Consider the following 16224-nt stretch of genomic DNA (forward strand, 5'->3'; position numbering starts at 1 on the left):
TTACATGGCCGCTTAGTTCTATACCTCCGTGGAACTAAGCGGCGTTTTTCGTTTTGTGGCTAGATAAAATTAGATATTCCCTTCGCTGAAGTCTTTTTGGAAATACAGCACTTTCTGTAGGTAGCGCCTTGCTTCCCCTTTTGGGTGTTGAGTGGTCAACGCATCATAAACCTGAGTCGGGTTAAGGCTATTAAGCTCATTCATCGCTCGTTTTCGGTCACTATCGAAGGTAGAAAGCACGCCGCCTGTGCCGCCGTTATAAGCTGAAATCATACTAAAGTGTTTCGAAGTAGGATGTTTTACATCTCGTAGGTAGCGATTCTTCAAAATATAGAAATACGCAGCTCCGGTATCAATGTTATTGGCAGGATCGAACAAGTACTCTTTGGTTGGAATACCCGGTTTGTTTTTCACCAAATTAAATACATCAGCACCGGCGGTTTTTGGGATCACCTGCATTAAGCCGTAAGCCCCAGCATGAGAGACCGCATAAGGGTTAAAGCTGCTTTCGGTTTTGATCACAGCGAAGATTAGATCTTCAGACAAGCCATATCGTTTAGCTGCATCACGTACCAAGCCCGCGTATTGGTATTCTCGCTGCTCTAGGTGATCTTTCACCATGTTGATTTCGACATAATAAGCACTGCCGCGTTTGATGGCTTTCTTCTGCAGTTTATTGTCGAGCAGGTAGTCCGCGTAGCGATTGGCACGCCACTCCCATTCAATCGGCTTTCCATCGTGATCGAGAACTTGCCCCAATAAGAACGGCTTACCACGCAATACCGCTTCTTTATCGCTAAACAACTCTGCATGAGCTGGATCGGCAGGCATGAGTAGCGTCTGTACGATGGCTTTTTGTAGCTTCTCTGTTGGCTGATATTGGGAAATCGTCGAAACATAGATCTTACCCGTTTCGAAATCGATATGTGCTCGGGTGTTGTAACCATCAAGGTACTTCACGTAACGGTGTTTGCCTGCTTCAACGAACTCATCTTCACCCCAGCGATCTTTGGCTTTTTGAGCAATGTAAGCCAGTAACTGTTTGATGTTATCTTCGTTCGAAGCGCTTGGCGGTTTTACGTAGGGAGGAACGTAGTCATCACATGCGCATGGTGGTGTCTCTTCGGGAGCTACAGAACAACCACCGAGAAGGAGTAAGCTCAGGATTAGCGATTTCTTCATCGGATACCGATTTAATTAGAGGTGAGGGCAATTGCCGACTGAAGAAAATAATAAGTAAGAGTACTAATTGCCTGAAATTAAAACTTTTTGTGCTTTCGATAGAAGCGTTTGATGCTGGGTGTTCACCGGAAAAAGAAAAAGCCTGCGGGGTGCAGGCTTTGTATTAGGAGAGTCCAATTTAACTTACTTGTGAGAGGCTAACGACTTTCTGTTGCAGCTTCTCTTTTAGATATTCTGCCAGTGCGATTTTCTCCTCTTCGTTCATGTATAAACCAAGTTTTGTACGACGCCATAAGATGTCTTCATCGGTGAGCGCCATTTCGTGATTCATCAAGTAATCAATTTCACGTTGATATACGCCATTTGCTTGCTCTGAGAAGCAATGACCAAGATCTTCTACGCTGTTAGTGCCTTCCATTAGGTCCCAAGTTTGTGTACCAAACTGAGTCACGTAGCGCAGCAACATCGCTTCTGATGCCCATGAGTACTTCGCATGAATCATCTTCGCCAATTGCTCACGGCTGCAACTGAAGTTACCGCCAGGAAGGGTTTGGTTTGCCGTCCAGTCTTTACCCATTTCAGGTAGGTAAGGTGCAAGTTTCTTCATTGCTGCTTCACCAAGCTTACGGTAAGTCGTGAGCTTGCCACCGAACACTGAAAGTAAAGGTGCGTGGTCGTATTCAGCGTCCAGTTCTAGTGTGTAGTCACGTGTGATCGCTTGCGGTGAGTCAGACTCATCATCACACAACGGACGTACACCACTGTATGTCCATACCACGTCTTCGCGGCTTAGCTGGTGGACAAAGTGTTGGTTAACGATATCGATCAAGTAATCGACTTCATCTTCGGAAATCGCGACTTCACGCGGATCGCCTTTGTATTCCACATCTGTAGTACCAATGATCGAGAACTTATCTAGGTAAGGGATCATAAATACGATGCGGTTATCTTTGTTTTGTAGGATGTAGGCTTGCGGCTCGTTGTGGATACGAGGAACAACGATGTGCGAGCCTTTGATCAAACGAATGTTGCGAGGGGAGGTTTGCTCTAATCCTTCATCAAAGAACTGTTTCACCCATGGACCAGCAGCGTTAACTAAAGCTTTCGCTTTGCGTTCGAAGCGCTGGTCTGTGGTGACGTCATGAATAGTGACATGCCAGATGCCACCTTCACGGTGTGCTTTTTCTACGCGGCAGTAGTTGCGAACTTCTGCGTTATTCTCTTTAGCCGCTAGAACGTTCAACAACACCAAGCGTGCGTCATCTACCCAACAATCTGAGTATTCGAAACCGGTTTTCATTTCAGGTTTTAATAGACCTGATTTTGCTAGGTTGACGGTTTTGCTGCCTGGAAGAGTGGTTCGTTTACCCAAGTTATCGTAAAGGAATAAGCCACAGCGGATCATCCAAGCTGGGCGTAAAAATGGACGATGAGGTAAACGGAAGCGCATTGGTAGAGCCACATGAGGCGCTTTGCGTAAGATCACTTCACGCTCAGCGAGCGCTTCCGAAACCAAACGAAACTCATAGTGTTCAAGGTAACGTAATCCACCGTGGATCAGTTTTGAACTTGCAGAAGAGGTTGCCGATGCGAAGTCGTTAGCTTCGTACAAACCGACGCTTAAACCACGGCCAGCAGCATCTGCAGCAATACCAGCCCCGTTAATGCCGCCGCCGATCACGATCATGTCTAGAGTAGGGGATGAATTCGTCGTGGAAGCATTTTGTTGGATACTCATAAATTTGACCTCTTGGTGAGCGAACGAGCATTTTGGAACATGAGTTTATCCTAGCTTAGGTTTCGTTTGTGGTCATTATTTATTTTCGTTTATGAGCGTTTTGTGTGATTTGGGCACAAAAAAACCTCTGCCTAATTAAGACAGAGGTCATTTATACGCGTAAATAGTGAGTGTAAACGCTATTCGGTTATGGTTCTTTCCATTTGTGTATCAACCACTTCGAGCGGAACTGCGGCTTCTTTTAGAATCGCAAGAATCTCTTCTGGTGGTTGTTTGTTGGTAAATACCATGTTCAATTGCGCGATATTGCCCAGTTTCACCATCGCATTACGACCAAACTTCGAATGGTCAACCGCAAGGAAAACGCTGCGGCTGTTATCGATAATCGCCTGTTTAACGCGAACTTCGTGGTAATCAAAGTCCAGTAGTGAGCCATCAAAATCGATACCACTGATGCCCAAAATACCGAAGTCGAGGCGGAATTGTTTGACGAAATCGAGTGTCGCTTCACCGACAATGCCGCCGTCTCGGTTGCGAACTTCACCGCCCGCCAAAATCACTTTGATTTCTGGGTTCGGTAAAAGAATGGTGGCAACATTAATGTTGTTGGTCACCACGCGAAGCTGTTTGTGGTTTTTATTGAGCGCTCGAGCGACGGCTTCTGGGGTCGTGCCAATATCAATAAACAAGGTTGCGCCATCTGGAATGTGTTTTACGAGTTCTTCTGCAATGACATCTTTTTCATTGAAGTTAAGCGCTTTACGCGTGTTGTATGACGTGTTCTCTGAACTGAGAGGAATGGTTGCACCACCGTGGTAGCGACGAATTTTGTTTTCATCTGCGAGGTCATTTAGGTCGCGGCGAATAGTTTGAGGACTAACATTAAATTTTTCTACCAGCTCATCCGTGCTGACATAGCCTTGTTTTTTCACCAACTCAACAATCTGTTGGTGTCTTGGTATTTGCTTCACTTAGCACTCCCTTGTGCACTGGTAACCGCCAATGCTTCAAAATCGAAAATAGAAACTTGCTCTATTGTGCTCGAATTAGCGCATTGTGAGAAGCTGTGGGAGTGTGGAATCCGCGATCGAACGCAAAAAAAGAGCGCCAACTCGGCGCTCTTTACGATTAATCAGGGGGAAACTAATCGTTTATCAGAAATTAATCGTCTTCGTCGTGAAGCTCAGACCAGGTTTGAGCACACTTAACTGCGCGCTTCCAACCTTTGTAACGACGGTTACGTTTCTCTTCATCATCGTGTGGTTCGAATGTGCGATCAAGCACTGCTTTGTCTTGCAGTTCATCAATGCTATCCCAGAAACCAACCGCTAGACCAGCTAGGTAGGCTGCACCCAGAGCGGTCACTTCAGTCACTTGAGGACGGTGAACTTCGGTATTAAGAACATCAGATTGGAACTGCATCAGGAAGTTGTTCGCTACTGCGCCGCCATCCACACGAAGGTTCGCGAGCTTGATGCCCGAGTCTGCTTGCATTGCATCTAGCACATCACGAGTTTGGTAAGCGATGCCTTCCAAAGTTGCACGGATAATGTGGTTAGAGTTTACACCACGAGTTAGACCGACAATCGTACCGCGAGCGTAAGCATCCCAATATGGTGCGCCCAAACCAGTAAACGCAGGAACAACGTAAACACCATTTGAAGTATCTACTTTGGTCGCAAAGTATTCTGAATCTTCAGCGCCAGCCAGAATCTTCATTTCATCACGTAGCCATTGAATTGAAGCGCCACCCATGAACACTGCACCCTCAAGAGCGTAAGCTGGCTCGCCTTTTGGACCGCATGCTAGCGTAGTCAACAGACCATTTTTCGATGTGACCTTCTCTTGACCTGTGTTCATCAACAAGAAACAACCTGTACCGTAGGTGTTCTTCGCTTGACCAGCTTCAACACACATCTGACCGTAAAGCGCAGCTTGTTGGTCACCTGCAATACCCGCGATTGGGATACGAGTACCGCCTTTACCACCAATGTTGGTTTGGCCGTAGATTTCTGATGAGCGTTTGACTTCAGGCATCATGGATGCAGGGATGCCCATCTCATCCAGCATTTTCTGATCCCAGCATAGGTCATTGATGTTGAACAGCATGGTACGAGATGCGTTAGTGTAGTCCGTTACGTGAACGCGGCCTTGAGTCATCTTCCAAACCAGCCAAGTGTCAACAGTACCGAATAGCAGTTTGCCTGCTTCGGCATCTTCGCGTGCGCCTTCAACGTTATCTAGAATCCACTTCACTTTTGTGCCAGAGAAGTAAGGGTCTAGAACCAGACCTGTATTGTCGCGAACGTAATCTTCTAGTCCGCGCGCTTTTAATTCTTCACAAATATCGGCAGTACGGCGACATTGCCACACGATCGCGTTGTAAACCGGCTTGCCTGTTTCTTTGTTCCATACAATTGTGGTTTCACGTTGGTTGGTAATACCGATACCAACAAGTTGGTCGCTACGGATACCGGTTTTTGCAAGTGCTTCAACCAAAGTAGAGCTTTGAGTTGCCCAGATTTCCATTGGGTCATGTTCAACCCAACCAGCCTCTGGATAAATCTGAGTAAATTCTCGCTGAGCGACGCTTACGATATTCGCGTCATGATCCAGAATGACAGCACGAGAGCTTGTCGTGCCTTGGTCTAGGGCAACAATGTATTTTTGCTCAGTCATGGTAAGAATCCTTTTGTTTCGTTATTTATATTTTAGTAAATGTTCGAATGAGTTGGTTTTAAGCTTGAGCTTGTTCTGCTTCTTCTTCGGTCTCGCACTGGTTAGGGATAGTACAGCCATGACCTTGTTGTGGCAGATATGCAGCAATCGCTTTCGGGTACAACCAACCACCGAAGCAAGCACCTGCGATAGGAGCAAGAATTGGAACAATAAAGTATGGGATCTCACGAGCACCAGTCAGTGCGTAATCCCAGCCTGCAAAGTAAGCAAACAGTTTAGGACCGAAGTCACGAGCAGGGTTCATTGCAAAGCCAGTCAGTGGGCCTAAAGAACCACCGATAACTGCAATGAGGATACCGATAAGTAATGGGTTCATCGCGCCGCGAGGTGCGCCGTTGTTCTCGTCACCAAGTGCAAGAATGGCAAACATTAGCACTGCAGTAATCACGAATTCCACAGCAAAAGCGCCAAAGAAAGAGAGAGAAGCATGTGGGTAAGTCGAGAAAATGCCCGCTGTCGCTAATGCGTCTTGGCTGCTACGAACGAAGTTGTGTGCGATTTCGTAATCCGTAAACAGGTTACTGTACAAGCTGTAAACCAAAGCGGCAGAGCAAAATGCACCGAGCATTTGCGCAATAATATAAGGCACTACTTTTGCCTTATCGAATCCATGGAACATCGCCAGCGCGATAGTGACGGCAGGGTTGATGTGTGCACCGGATACGCCCGCAGTACAGTAAATAGCGATGGCGACGCCAAAGCCCCATACAATACTGATTTCCCATTGACCAAATTGAGCTCCGGTCAACACAAGTGCAGCAACACAGCCTACGCCAAAAAAGATAAGTAATCCTGTACCGATAAACTCGGCCAAACATTCTCCGAGCAGTGAGGGGTGTTTGTTCGTTGTCATGTTAAGAGTCCTTTAATATTTATGCTTATCTAGCACGGTTCTATTGTGCATATATAAACGTTTACGAAAACAAACGAGCGTTAAAAATGAGCGTTTGAGCATAAATTTGTTAATCAAACTCTTCGTTTTTGTTAATTGACGCATCTTTTGCTCAAAAAGGAAACTCGACAAAACGATTCAGAAGCTTCAACTTCGATTTGTCGGCCTAAAACTACCGATGTGAAAATCAATGCACAAACTGGTAAGAGGAGTTTTGTGAAGCTGCTTCGCGAATGGTGGTAAATTGCTCAGATTATTGGTCGAAAACTAACCCTAAAGAGCTAGCTAACACTAATGATGATAAGGGATTGCTGATATTCAGTCGGTAGGTTCTTATCAGCCCGATGTAGGGGTGAAATAAGATGCTGATCCGTGGATGTCGTGCCTTGTTTTACTTTAAAAGTGATTCATCACGAGCGCTAGAAGAGGGGCGTCGTTGTCGTATTCAATTGTTAACACAATGACATTGTTGCAACGTGACTTATTTGGAGTGGTAGAACCCAGTTTAGAGCGCCTAAGTTGCTCAAACATAAATTTTTGTCTTGAATCTGTGGTCATTTGAGCGCTTGATTCGCTTAATATTGCGATGACTTTGTTCGTTTGCGCATTTTATGTTGTATGTAAACAGTAACGAAATCTGGGGAAAGTGGAAGCACAGTCTAACTAAAAGCCTCTAATTTTCTGTATTTACTGAAATTTAATTCTTATGCAACATTTGTCACAGAAATAAAAATCGAATCTCATAGAATGCACTCACTTTCGAACGAAACTCCTTTTTGCTCGTTCGCGATTTAATACTCCCTACCATCGCTCACAATATTAATGAGGTTCCTATGTTTGGAATATTCAAACCTAAGGCGCACATCGATCGCTTATCGTCCGATAAGATCGACAGCACTTATTCCCGCTTACGTTGGCAACTCTTCATCGGCATCTTTGTCGGCTATGCAGGCTACTACCTAGTTCGTAAAAACTTTAGCTTGGCGATGCCTTACCTTATTGAACAAGGTTTTAGCCGTGGTGACCTAGGTGTTGCTTTAGCTGCCGTTTCTATTGCCTACGGTTTATCAAAATTCTTAATGGGCAGTGTTTCTGACCGCTCTAACCCTCGTTACTTCTTAAGTGGCGGCCTATTAATGTCTGCACTTGTGATGTTCTGCTTCGGCTTTATGCCTTGGGCTACGGGCAGCATTACCGCGATGTTTATTCTATTGTTCCTAAACGGTTGGTTCCAAGGTATGGGGTGGCCTGCCTGTGGCCGAACCATGGTTCACTGGTGGTCGCGCAAAGAACGTGGCGAGATCGTATCGGTTTGGAACGTGGCACATAACGTAGGTGGTGGTTTAATTGGTCCACTATTTATTCTTGGTCTTTGGGCATTTAACGACGATTGGCGCACCGCTTTCTATGTACCTGCATTTTTTGCCACGCTCGTAGCTGTCTTTATTTGGTTCACGGTAAGAGATACACCGCAGTCTTGTGGTCTTCCGCCAATTGAAGAGTACAAAGACGATTACCCTGATGATTACGACAAGTCACACGAGAAAGAAATGACGGCGAAGGAAATTTTCTTCAAGTATGTCTTTTCTAATAAGTTGTTGTGGTCAATCGCGATTGCGAACGCGTTTGTTTACCTGATCCGCTACGGTGTGTTGGACTGGGCGCCGGTATACCTAAAAGAAGCGAAGGATTTCTCGGTTGATAAATCTTCTTGGGCTTACTTCCTATACGAGTGGGCGGGTATCCCAGGTACGCTATTGTGTGGTTGGATTTCAGACAAGCTGTTTAAAGGTCGTCGTGCACCTGCTGGTATTCTATTTATGGCGTTAGTAACCGTAGCTGTGCTGGTTTACTGGTTTAACCCTGCAGGTAATCCAGCAGTCGATATGATGGCGCTGGTTGCAATCGGCTTCTTGATTTACGGTCCGGTAATGTTGATTGGTCTGTATGCACTAGAGCTTGCTCCTAAGAAAGCGGCGGGTACGGCTGCTGGTCTAACTGGTTTATTTGGTTACTTGGGCGGTGCGGTAGCGGCAAACGCGATCCTTGGCTACACGGTAGACCACTTCGGCTGGGATGGCGGCTTTATCATCCTAATCGGTTCATGTATTACGTCTATCGTTTGTCTAACTTACGCATTTCTTGGCGAGCGTGCTCACCATGAACAAAAAGCGCGTGAGAAAGAAGCATTGGCGTCATAAAACATTAAAGGGGCGGTGGAATACTGCCCCTTCAATAAGCTAAGGAAAGAACAATGAAAACAACGTCAGTTTGCATGACGGTTCTCGCTCTCTGCATCTCAGCTGGAGCAATTGCACAACCGCTTGTTATCGCGCACCGTGGCGCATCGGGTTATCTACCAGAACATACTTTAGAAGCAAAAGCGTTAGCGTACGCGATGAAACCAGACTACATCGAGCAAGATGTGGTGATGACCAAAGACGATCAACTCGTTGTATTGCATGATCATTACCTCGATCGCGTGACCGATGTAGCTGAGCGATTCCCGGATCGTGCTCGTAAAGATGGTCGTTACTACGCGATTGATTTCACGTTGGCAGAAATCAAATCATTGCGAGTCACTGAAGGCTTTAACATCGACGAGAAAGGGAACAAGGTTGCTAGTTATCCGACACGATTCCCAATGTGGAAATCAGACTTCACCGTACCTACTTTTGCAGAAGAGATTCAGCTGATCCAAGGCTTAAACAAAACGCTGGGTTATGACATCGGTATTTACCCGGAAATCAAAGCGCCTTGGTTCCATCGCCATGAAGGCAAAGACATCTCAAAAGCGGTGCTTAACGTTTTAAAACAGTACGGTTACGATTCGCAAGACGACAAAGTATACCTTCAGTGTTTTGATGCCAATGAGCTTCAGCGCATCAACAGTGAGCTCATGCCTGCAATGGACATGGATTTAAAGCTCGTTCAGCTCATGGCTTACACCGACTGGAACGAGACCATGGAGTACAAAGGCGACAAAGCAACACCATACAGTTATGACTGGATGTTTGAAGCCGATGGTATGAAGAAGGTAGCCCAGTACGCAGAAGGGATCGGTCCTTGGAAGCCAATGTTGGTGGATGACAAATCAACCAAGGATAACATCATCATCAAACCTTTGATGAAAGCAGCAAAAGACGCGGGCTTGCAAGTGCACCCTTATACTTTCCGAGCGGACCCTGGGCGTATTCCTGCGTACACGGATAGCTTCGATGGCATGATGGACATCTTCTACAATCAGGTTAAAGTGGATGGTTTGTTTACAGACTTCCCTGATAAAGCGGTGAACTTTCTGAACAAGTAAAGTTCTAAAAACTGAGTGTTTGAAACGCTCAGTATTACGTCACACGCCATGTCGTAACAATAGGCTCTCATTGAGCAATCATTATCCCTCAACAGTGACTCTCCTGTTGGGGGATTTTTTATATGTATAGAACGCGAGCAACACCGTTTTACTTCTCTTTCATTGTTCCCGCTGTGTATGCATCGCCGTTGTTCTTGATTTATAGATGCTAAATATTCATCCCTCTGACACGGTTACTATATAGCGGTATTGTAAATTGGTGCCCTTTGCTAATGCCATTGTGGAGAAGATTGTGTTCCAGTGGCTTAGTTTACCCTTTCAGCTTGCCGCTTAAGTCTTGCTTCACATGTCGGTTCGTAGCTCCAAATTCTTAGGCGGCTTTTTCTTTTGAACAAAGCGATCTCGACGGCAATCCGTTTGTTGATAAGCCGAGCATCAGTGCGCAATACGATCATGAATAATAAAATACTTAATAGGACATGACATGAGACTAGTACTTGCCATTCTAATTCCTTGGCTTCAATTTTTTACTATTGGCCGTTATTGGGCGGGCGTGATCTGTTTGCTATTGCAGATTACTCTAATCGGTTGGTTGCCTGCGGCCATTTGGTCTGTCTATGCATTGGTTAATTACGAAACGGATAAGAAAATCGAGAAATTGGCTGCAGAGAAAGATGGCCCTGAGACGTTCTCAAACTACGCTCGAAAAGCGCCAGCATCGTCTGATCAAGATGGTGGTGGAGACGAGTAAGTGTTTTCGTCGAATACAAGTAAGCCATATTTCTCTTATTGCTTACTTTTGAGTTGTTTTGGGTTTGCTTCTGGTGCACAGGCAGAGCTCACGATTCAAGAAGCGGTCGATTTATGGATATTAGATGGGGCAGAGTTTCGTCAGATGGTGAAATGCTCCCCGCAAGCGCAGTTGAATAATGGTGTGCAGCAAATCTATTACGATTCGTCATCTTGTATATTGAGCGAACTGGCGACTTACGCTTTGGCTAAAGAATGTTTTGGCGATGCGAAGGCTCAGCACGTCAATATTCTTGATGCCGCAGATAAATCGAAAGTGATGTCTTTTGATATCAACGCTGCCAGCTGTTCGTTATTAGAGAAAAAAGCGGGTCAGAAGAAATCAAAACCGGCGCCTCCGCCAAAACCGTCTCGACCACCGACATCAAATTCTAAGGCTTACGTTGTTCAGCTCTACTCTGGTGTTAAGCCACCGAACAAGGTATTTGCTCAGTGTGCGACTGCACCTTTGTTTGAGCATCACATTCATGGCTCGTACTATTTGTTCAGTGATGTTTACTTCCATTATTCAGAAGCCAAACAATTGATGGATCACTTGCAGTACGAATGCCCTGATTTATCGATGTGGATTCGCCCGATAAAGCGCTAGTTAACTGCTAATAAAAAAATCCCCCAACAGTTGCCTGCTGGGGGATTTTTCGTAGGGCTAATTCACGAATGAATTAGTTGTTTTTATGCAGTTCGCTGTTCAGTTCAACCGCGCTCTTGTTAGCAAGACACTCGATTTGACCTGTTACAGAGTTACGACGGAACAGTAGGTCAGACACACCAGCAAGATCGCGTGCTTTCACAACTTCTACTTCTTGGCCTGCAGAATCTAGCATGCGCACTTTAGAACCAGCGGTTACGTACAGACCTGATTCGATAGTACAACGGTCACCCATTGGGAAGCCAAGACCTGCGTTCGCGCCTAGTAGAGAGTTTTCACCGATAGAAACTACAACTTTACCGCCGCCAGATAGCGTACCCATGATAGATGCGCCGCCGCCGATGTCAGAGCCGTTACCAACCACTACGCCAGCAGAGATACGACCTTCAACCATGCTCACGCCAGTTGTACCCGCGTTGAAGTTGATGAAGCCTTCGTGCATTACCGTTGTGCCTTCGCCAACGTGTGCGCCAAGACGTACGCGAGAAGTGTCAGCGATACGAACGCCAGTTGGTACCACGTAGTCCACCATTTTAGGGAACTTGTCTACACAATCTACGCTTAGTGCACGACCCGCTAGGCGAGCTTCGATTTGACGCTCTGCTAGTTCAGGTAGGTCGATTGGACCTTCGTTAGTCCATGCGATGTTGTGTAGTAGACCGAAGATGCCGTCTAGTACCGTGCCGTGCGGTTGAACTAGGCGGTTAGAGATAAGTTGAAGTTTTAGGAAACCTTCAGCAACGCTTTGTGGCTGCTCGTCAGTTGCAAGAATAACCAGTACAAGTGGTTGTGCTGATTCTGCTGATTCTGCTGCTTTTGCTGCGAAAGATGCGTTTGCCGCATCGCCGTTTGCTTCAAATGCTGCTGCCAGTTCTGCGCTTTGTGCTGCAGAGATCTCGATAGCTTGGTTGCCTTGCTCGTAACCTGCTACTGCTGCTAGTGCGTTAACAAGCGCTTCGCTTGGGTTAAGAACTGGGTTTGGGAAAAACGCTTCGATGATTTTGCCGTCGCGGTTTTTAGTTGCCGTACCAAAGGCTAGAGAGAAGAAAGCCATAGTTGATCTCCATGTGTTGAGTCTTGTGTCTCGTCTGTTCACTGACAAGAAATAATTAAGTTGTCAGTCATCATAAAGAGAGTATTGGGGAGTTTAAAGAGGGGAAATGGAGAAAGTCCGTAGATGGATACCTTTTGTCTTTTTAGAGATATGTTTGTCTGATGAGAAATGTGTCGCAAAAGCCTTATCAGGCCGATTTGGGGCAGAGACACAGTGAAGTGGGAGAAGGGAGCATCGCAAAAAAATAAGGGGAGGACCGAAGTCACTCCCCCTACACTGGGTTTGTTGGATTTACTGCTTTGGGTAGTAAAGCGATAAATCGACTTAGAGGCTTAGCTCACCGACCTCTACTGCAAGTGCAACCGTTGCCCCTACCATTGGATTATTGCCCATACCGATGAAGCCCATCATTGCTACGTGTGCAGGTACTGAAGAGCTACCCGCGAATTGCGCATCGGCGTGCATGCGACCCATGGTATCGGTCATACCGTAGGATGCAGGGCCTGCCGCCACGTTATCTGGGTGTAGAGTACGACCAGTACCACCACCTGATGCCACAGAGAAGTAAGGCATGCCTTCATGGTTACGTTCTGCTTTGTAGATGCCTGCTACAGGGTGTTGGAAGCGAGTCGGGTTGGTTGAGTTACCTGTGATGCTCACATCCACTTGTTCTTTATGCATGATAGCTACGCCTTCACGCACATCATCAGCACCGTAACAAAGGATCTCACCACGTGGACCTTGGGAGAAACGGCGACGTTCTACTTCCACTAACTCACCAGTTTGGTAGTTGTATTGAGTGCGTACGTAAGTGAAACCATTGATGCGTGAGATGAGGTAAGCGGCGTCTTTACCCAAACCGTTTAGGATAACTTTCAACGGATTTTTACGTGATTTGTTCACGTTCAATGCGATTTTAATTGCGCCTTCTGCCGCTGCGAATGACTCATGGCCCGCAAGGAAAGCGAAACAGCCACTTTCTTCATTCAATAGACGAGCCGCCAATGCACCGTGACCGATACCCACTTGGCGTTGCTCTGCGACGCTGCCTGGTTTTGTGCACGCCTGAAGACCTTCACCGATGATGTTTGCAGCTTCTTCTGCTGTTTTTGCACCGCGGAAAATCGCCAAAGCAGTACCCAGTGTGTAGGCATCGGCAGCGCTCTCAAACGCGATAGGTTGAGTGTCCATCACTAGTGCTTTAGGGTCGATACCATGATCCAAACAGTATTGGTAAGCCTCTTCCAGAGAAGAAAGTTGCATTTCGTCTAATGTGCGACGTACAGATTCAGTAATTGGAGTGTTCATAATCTCTTTCCTCTTGGTGGCAATTATTGTTGGCGTGGGTTGATAGTAGTTACTGCTTCGTCAAAACGACCGTAAGTCCCCGTTGCTTTGTCTGCGGCTTCTGCTGCAGGCACGCCTTCGTTGATGGCTTTCATCATCTTGCCTAGGTTGAGATATTGGTAACCAATCACTTCTTTGTTTTCGTCTAGCGCGAGTTTTGTTACGTAGCCTTCAGCCAACTCCATGTAACGCACGCCTTTTGCTTTAGTTGAGTAACTAGTACCCACTTGGCTACGTTGAGTTTGACCAAGGTCTTCCAGTGCCGCACCAATTTCCAAGCCGCCTTCAGAGAAAGCAGATTGAGTACGACCGTAAACAAATTGAAGGAAGATTTCGCGCATCGCGACGTTGATAGCATCACATACCAAGTCGGTATTCAGTGCTTCAAGAATGGTTTTGCCAGTTAGGATTTCTGCGGCCATCGCGGCTGATTGAGTCATGCCTGAACAGCCGATCGTTTCGATCAATGCTTCTTCGATGATGCCGTTTTTGACGTTAAGAGTCAGTTTTGCTGCGCCTTGTTGAGGAGCACAAGCGCCAACGCCGTGGCTAAGACCAGAAATCGCGATAACGTCTTTTGGATTGATCATTGCGCCTTCAACAGGGATCGGTGCAGATGCATGAAGATCGCCGCGTTGAATCGGGCACATTGATTGGATTTCGTGTGAATATTGCATAATGTTTTCCCAGTGTATTTTTATTTTTTGAGAAAACAGGAGCGGGGTTGGAGAAGAGTTGAATTGCTCACTACAGAACTCTTGCTTTCACAACACAGGCGAAAGCATTTCCAACAGGGCTGACCTGTTTTCGTTTCTGTAGGAGTCATTAGCTTTGAAAGCGGTTCGAATCTTTCGATTCCGGTGGCACCCCATCACCGTGCCCATTTAGATTAGATCTAAGTCACACTAATCTGCAACATGAAATTTAGAGCAATTTGGGATATTAAATCGGTTCTTTATATTCTCAGAGATATATGGCGATAAATACAACGCATAAAAAAACGCCGCATAATGCGACGTTTTTTCTAAACAAATGAGAGGCTTATGCAGCGTCTTCTTGCTCGCTTTCTTCTTCAACAGCTTCAAGCTTCTTTGCTTTTTTTGGTGCAGGTTTACGTTTTGCACCCAGAGCGTAAAGCACTTCTTCTTTGTTTTGCGCAAGGTACATTGCAAGATCTTCTTGCTTACCTTCGTCTTCTAGAAGTTCACTCTTACCTAGCAGTGAGAATAACTCGTCCGCCATATCCAGCATTTTGTCGTATGCGTCAGCTTCCGCTTTAGAGGTAAAAGTCATTTTCTCTTCTCCATTGCGTTCTACCACGTACTTGACGATTACAGCCATGGTTGGTCCTCTAAGTTAATTTGTTAAATTTTATACTGGCTTTTTATACAGTTTTTGACCAATTAAGTCTAGCGACAAGCCTCAGAATGAGAGCCGTGTACAACTAAGTGACCAGCATTTGAACTATCTGCCTTGAACTATCTCCCGTGAACGACCCATCTCGAACTAGCCATCTTTAAGATGTGGGTTCTCTGGTCGCTCCCAATCTTGGCAGAATTCAATGAATGTACGCAGGAGCGGGTTTTGATACTTCTCTTTGTGGATCAAAAGCCAGAAGCGACGCTTCATGTCCAGTGGCATGTTGAGCATTTTCACACGACCATCGCGAATTGCAGGTTCAGCAGATAGGCGTGATAAACAACCTAGGCCAAGTCCGGCAGATACCGAATTGATCAGCGCTTCGGTGGTGTTGAGTTGAAAAGCCTCATGCCAGTGTTCTAGACGCGGAGCGATGGCGCGCATAAAGAACTCACGAGAGCCAGAACCCGCTTCACGCAGAATCCACTCTGTGTCTTCGAGTTCGTTTAGGCTGATTGGCCCTTCATCGAAGTTAGGGTAATCCGGCGGGCAAATCACACACATTTCGTCTTCACTGAATTGCGTTGATTCCAACTCTGGGTGTATGGTCTTGCCCTCAATGAGTGCGATGTCGAGTTCGTACGCGATCAACATGTCACAAATCTGGGCTGAGTTGGAGATGAACAAACTCTGCGACTGGTGATTGGTTTCATCACGAAAATCACTTAACAGGTAAGGTGCAACTTGGTTGCCGATGGTGTCACTGGCACCGATGCGAAGCAGCCCTGATAAGGTTTGGTCGCCATCGAACACACTCTCAATATCCCGAGCTCGGTTGAGGAGTTCATCCGCGAGGGGCAAAAGTTTTTGTCCTTCTTGGTTGAGAATTAAGCGGTTGTTCACCCGGTCAAATAGGTGATGACCAATTTGTTTCTCTAACTCAGACAGCGCCATACTCACGGCCGCCTTAGAAAGAAACAGGCTTTCCGAAGCCGCAGTTAGCGTTTTGTGCTGAGTGATCGTAGTAAAAACTTTCAGTTGTTTAAGAGAGATATGACTAGGCATGATATTCCGTTAAGTTTATCTGAACGTTAGTTTTAAATAATTAGATATATTGGAACGAAGTGCAAGAGTAATATACACC

At 46.1% G+C, this 16224-nt stretch carries 13 protein-coding genes, 1 pseudogene and 1 riboswitch; of the genes and pseudogenes, 4 read left to right on the forward strand and 10 right to left on the reverse strand.

Annotated elements, in window-relative coordinates; genetic code table 11:
- Positions 1-69 precede the first annotated feature (69 nt).
- The 5 genes from mltC to KIT90_RS21915 all read right to left on the reverse strand — a co-directional run bounded on the left by mltC (position 70) and on the right by KIT90_RS21915 (position 6512).
- Positions 70-1182 carry a membrane-bound lytic murein transglycosylase MltC gene (gene mltC, locus KIT90_RS21895; protein WP_005436579.1) on the reverse strand — a complete coding sequence of 371 codons (1113 nt, stop codon included), beginning with the start codon at positions 1180-1182 and terminating at the stop codon, positions 70-72.
- Between the two features lie 178 nt (positions 1183-1360).
- Entirely contained in the window at positions 1361-2920 is a 1560-nt protein-coding gene (gene glpD, locus KIT90_RS21900; RefSeq protein ID WP_045480425.1) for a glycerol-3-phosphate dehydrogenase, read from the reverse strand.
- A gap of 179 nt (positions 2921-3099) precedes the next feature.
- A complete protein-coding gene (locus KIT90_RS21905) occupies positions 3100-3891 on the reverse strand; it encodes a DeoR/GlpR family transcriptional regulator (protein WP_039840211.1) in 792 nt (263 codons plus the stop codon).
- Positions 3892-4081: 190 nt separating this feature from the next.
- Entirely contained in the window at positions 4082-5599 is a 1518-nt protein-coding gene (gene glpK, locus KIT90_RS21910) for a glycerol kinase GlpK (protein ID WP_005436582.1), read from the reverse strand.
- 58 nt (positions 5600-5657) lie between these two features.
- Positions 5658-6512, reverse strand: a complete 855-nt coding sequence (locus tag KIT90_RS21915; RefSeq protein WP_005436583.1) for an MIP/aquaporin family protein — start codon at positions 6510-6512, stop codon at positions 5658-5660.
- Positions 6513-7384: 872 nt separating this feature from the next.
- Here KIT90_RS21915 and glpT point away from each other — a divergent pair.
- The 4 genes and pseudogenes from glpT (at position 7385) to KIT90_RS21935 (ending at position 11260) form a co-directional block, all read left to right on the forward strand.
- Complete coding sequence (gene glpT / locus KIT90_RS21920; protein WP_005436584.1) at positions 7385-8752, forward strand: glycerol-3-phosphate transporter; 1368 nt, start codon at positions 7385-7387, stop codon at positions 8750-8752.
- 53 nt (positions 8753-8805) lie between these two features.
- Complete coding sequence (gene glpQ, locus KIT90_RS21925) at positions 8806-9861, forward strand: glycerophosphodiester phosphodiesterase (RefSeq protein WP_285378712.1); 1056 nt, start codon at positions 8806-8808, stop codon at positions 9859-9861.
- A gap of 484 nt (positions 9862-10345) precedes the next feature.
- A pseudogene (locus KIT90_RS21930) lies at positions 10346-10519 on the forward strand (YqaE/Pmp3 family membrane protein); the annotation flags it as partial.
- 93 nt (positions 10520-10612) lie between these two features.
- Positions 10613-11260: a hypothetical protein gene (locus KIT90_RS21935; protein ID WP_285378715.1), complete on the forward strand. Its 648-nt coding sequence runs from the start codon at positions 10613-10615 to the stop codon at positions 11258-11260.
- Between the two features lie 73 nt (positions 11261-11333).
- Here KIT90_RS21935 and dapD read toward each other — a convergent pair whose 3' ends face one another.
- The 5 genes from dapD to KIT90_RS21960 form a co-directional block, all read right to left on the reverse strand.
- Positions 11334-12374: a 2,3,4,5-tetrahydropyridine-2,6-dicarboxylate N-succinyltransferase gene (gene dapD, locus KIT90_RS21940; protein ID WP_285378717.1), complete on the reverse strand. Its 1041-nt coding sequence runs from the start codon at positions 12372-12374 to the stop codon at positions 11334-11336.
- A gap of 324 nt (positions 12375-12698) precedes the next feature.
- A complete protein-coding gene (locus KIT90_RS21945; protein ID WP_285378719.1) occupies positions 12699-13682 on the reverse strand; it encodes a GGGtGRT protein in 984 nt (327 codons plus the stop codon).
- A 23-nt stretch (positions 13683-13705) separates the two neighbouring features.
- Positions 13706-14398 (reverse strand): iron-sulfur cluster assembly scaffold protein, encoded by a 693-nt coding sequence (locus KIT90_RS21950; RefSeq protein ID WP_005427365.1) that lies wholly within the window; start codon positions 14396-14398, stop codon positions 13706-13708.
- 132 nt (positions 14399-14530) lie between these two features.
- Positions 14531-14606, reverse strand: a riboswitch (Fluoride riboswitch).
- A 156-nt stretch (positions 14607-14762) separates the two neighbouring features.
- Positions 14763-15062: a YebG family protein gene (locus KIT90_RS21955; RefSeq protein ID WP_012128748.1), complete on the reverse strand. Its 300-nt coding sequence runs from the start codon at positions 15060-15062 to the stop codon at positions 14763-14765.
- 165 nt (positions 15063-15227) lie between these two features.
- Entirely contained in the window at positions 15228-16145 is a 918-nt protein-coding gene (locus tag KIT90_RS21960; RefSeq protein ID WP_005427361.1) for a LysR family transcriptional regulator, read from the reverse strand.
- Positions 16146-16224: the final 79 nt, after the last annotated feature.

It is taken from the genome of Vibrio sp. B172a (genome assembly GCF_030248355.1).
In the GTDB taxonomy this organism is placed as follows: Bacteria; Pseudomonadota; Gammaproteobacteria; order Enterobacterales; family Vibrionaceae; genus Vibrio; species Vibrio owensii.

Excerpts from the sequence above, each read along its gene's own strand:
- KIT90_RS21955 (WP_012128748.1), bottom strand. The coding sequence starts at position 15,062 with ATGGCTGTAATCGTCAAGTACGTGGTAGAACGCAATGGAGAAGAGAAA.
- KIT90_RS21945 (WP_285378719.1), bottom strand. The coding sequence starts at position 13,682 with ATGAACACTCCAATTACTGAATCTGTACGTCGCACATTAGACGAAATG.
- mltC (WP_005436579.1), bottom strand. The coding sequence starts at position 1,182 with ATGAAGAAATCGCTAATCCTGAGCTTACTCCTTCTCGGTGGTTGTTCT.
- glpT (WP_005436584.1), top strand. The coding sequence starts at position 7,385 with ATGTTTGGAATATTCAAACCTAAGGCGCACATCGATCGCTTATCGTCC.
- glpQ (WP_285378712.1), top strand. The coding sequence starts at position 8,806 with ATGAAAACAACGTCAGTTTGCATGACGGTTCTCGCTCTCTGCATCTCA.
- glpD (WP_045480425.1), bottom strand. The coding sequence starts at position 2,920 with ATGAGTATCCAACAAAATGCTTCCACGACGAATTCATCCCCTACTCTA.
- dapD (WP_285378717.1), bottom strand. The coding sequence starts at position 12,374 with ATGGCTTTCTTCTCTCTAGCCTTTGGTACGGCAACTAAAAACCGCGAC.
- glpK (WP_005436582.1), bottom strand. The coding sequence starts at position 5,599 with ATGACTGAGCAAAAATACATTGTTGCCCTAGACCAAGGCACGACAAGC.
- KIT90_RS21950 (WP_005427365.1), bottom strand. The coding sequence starts at position 14,398 with ATGCAATATTCACACGAAATCCAATCAATGTGCCCGATTCAACGCGGC.
- KIT90_RS21915 (WP_005436583.1), bottom strand. The coding sequence starts at position 6,512 with ATGACAACGAACAAACACCCCTCACTGCTCGGAGAATGTTTGGCCGAG.
- KIT90_RS21960 (WP_005427361.1), bottom strand. The coding sequence starts at position 16,145 with ATGCCTAGTCATATCTCTCTTAAACAACTGAAAGTTTTTACTACGATC.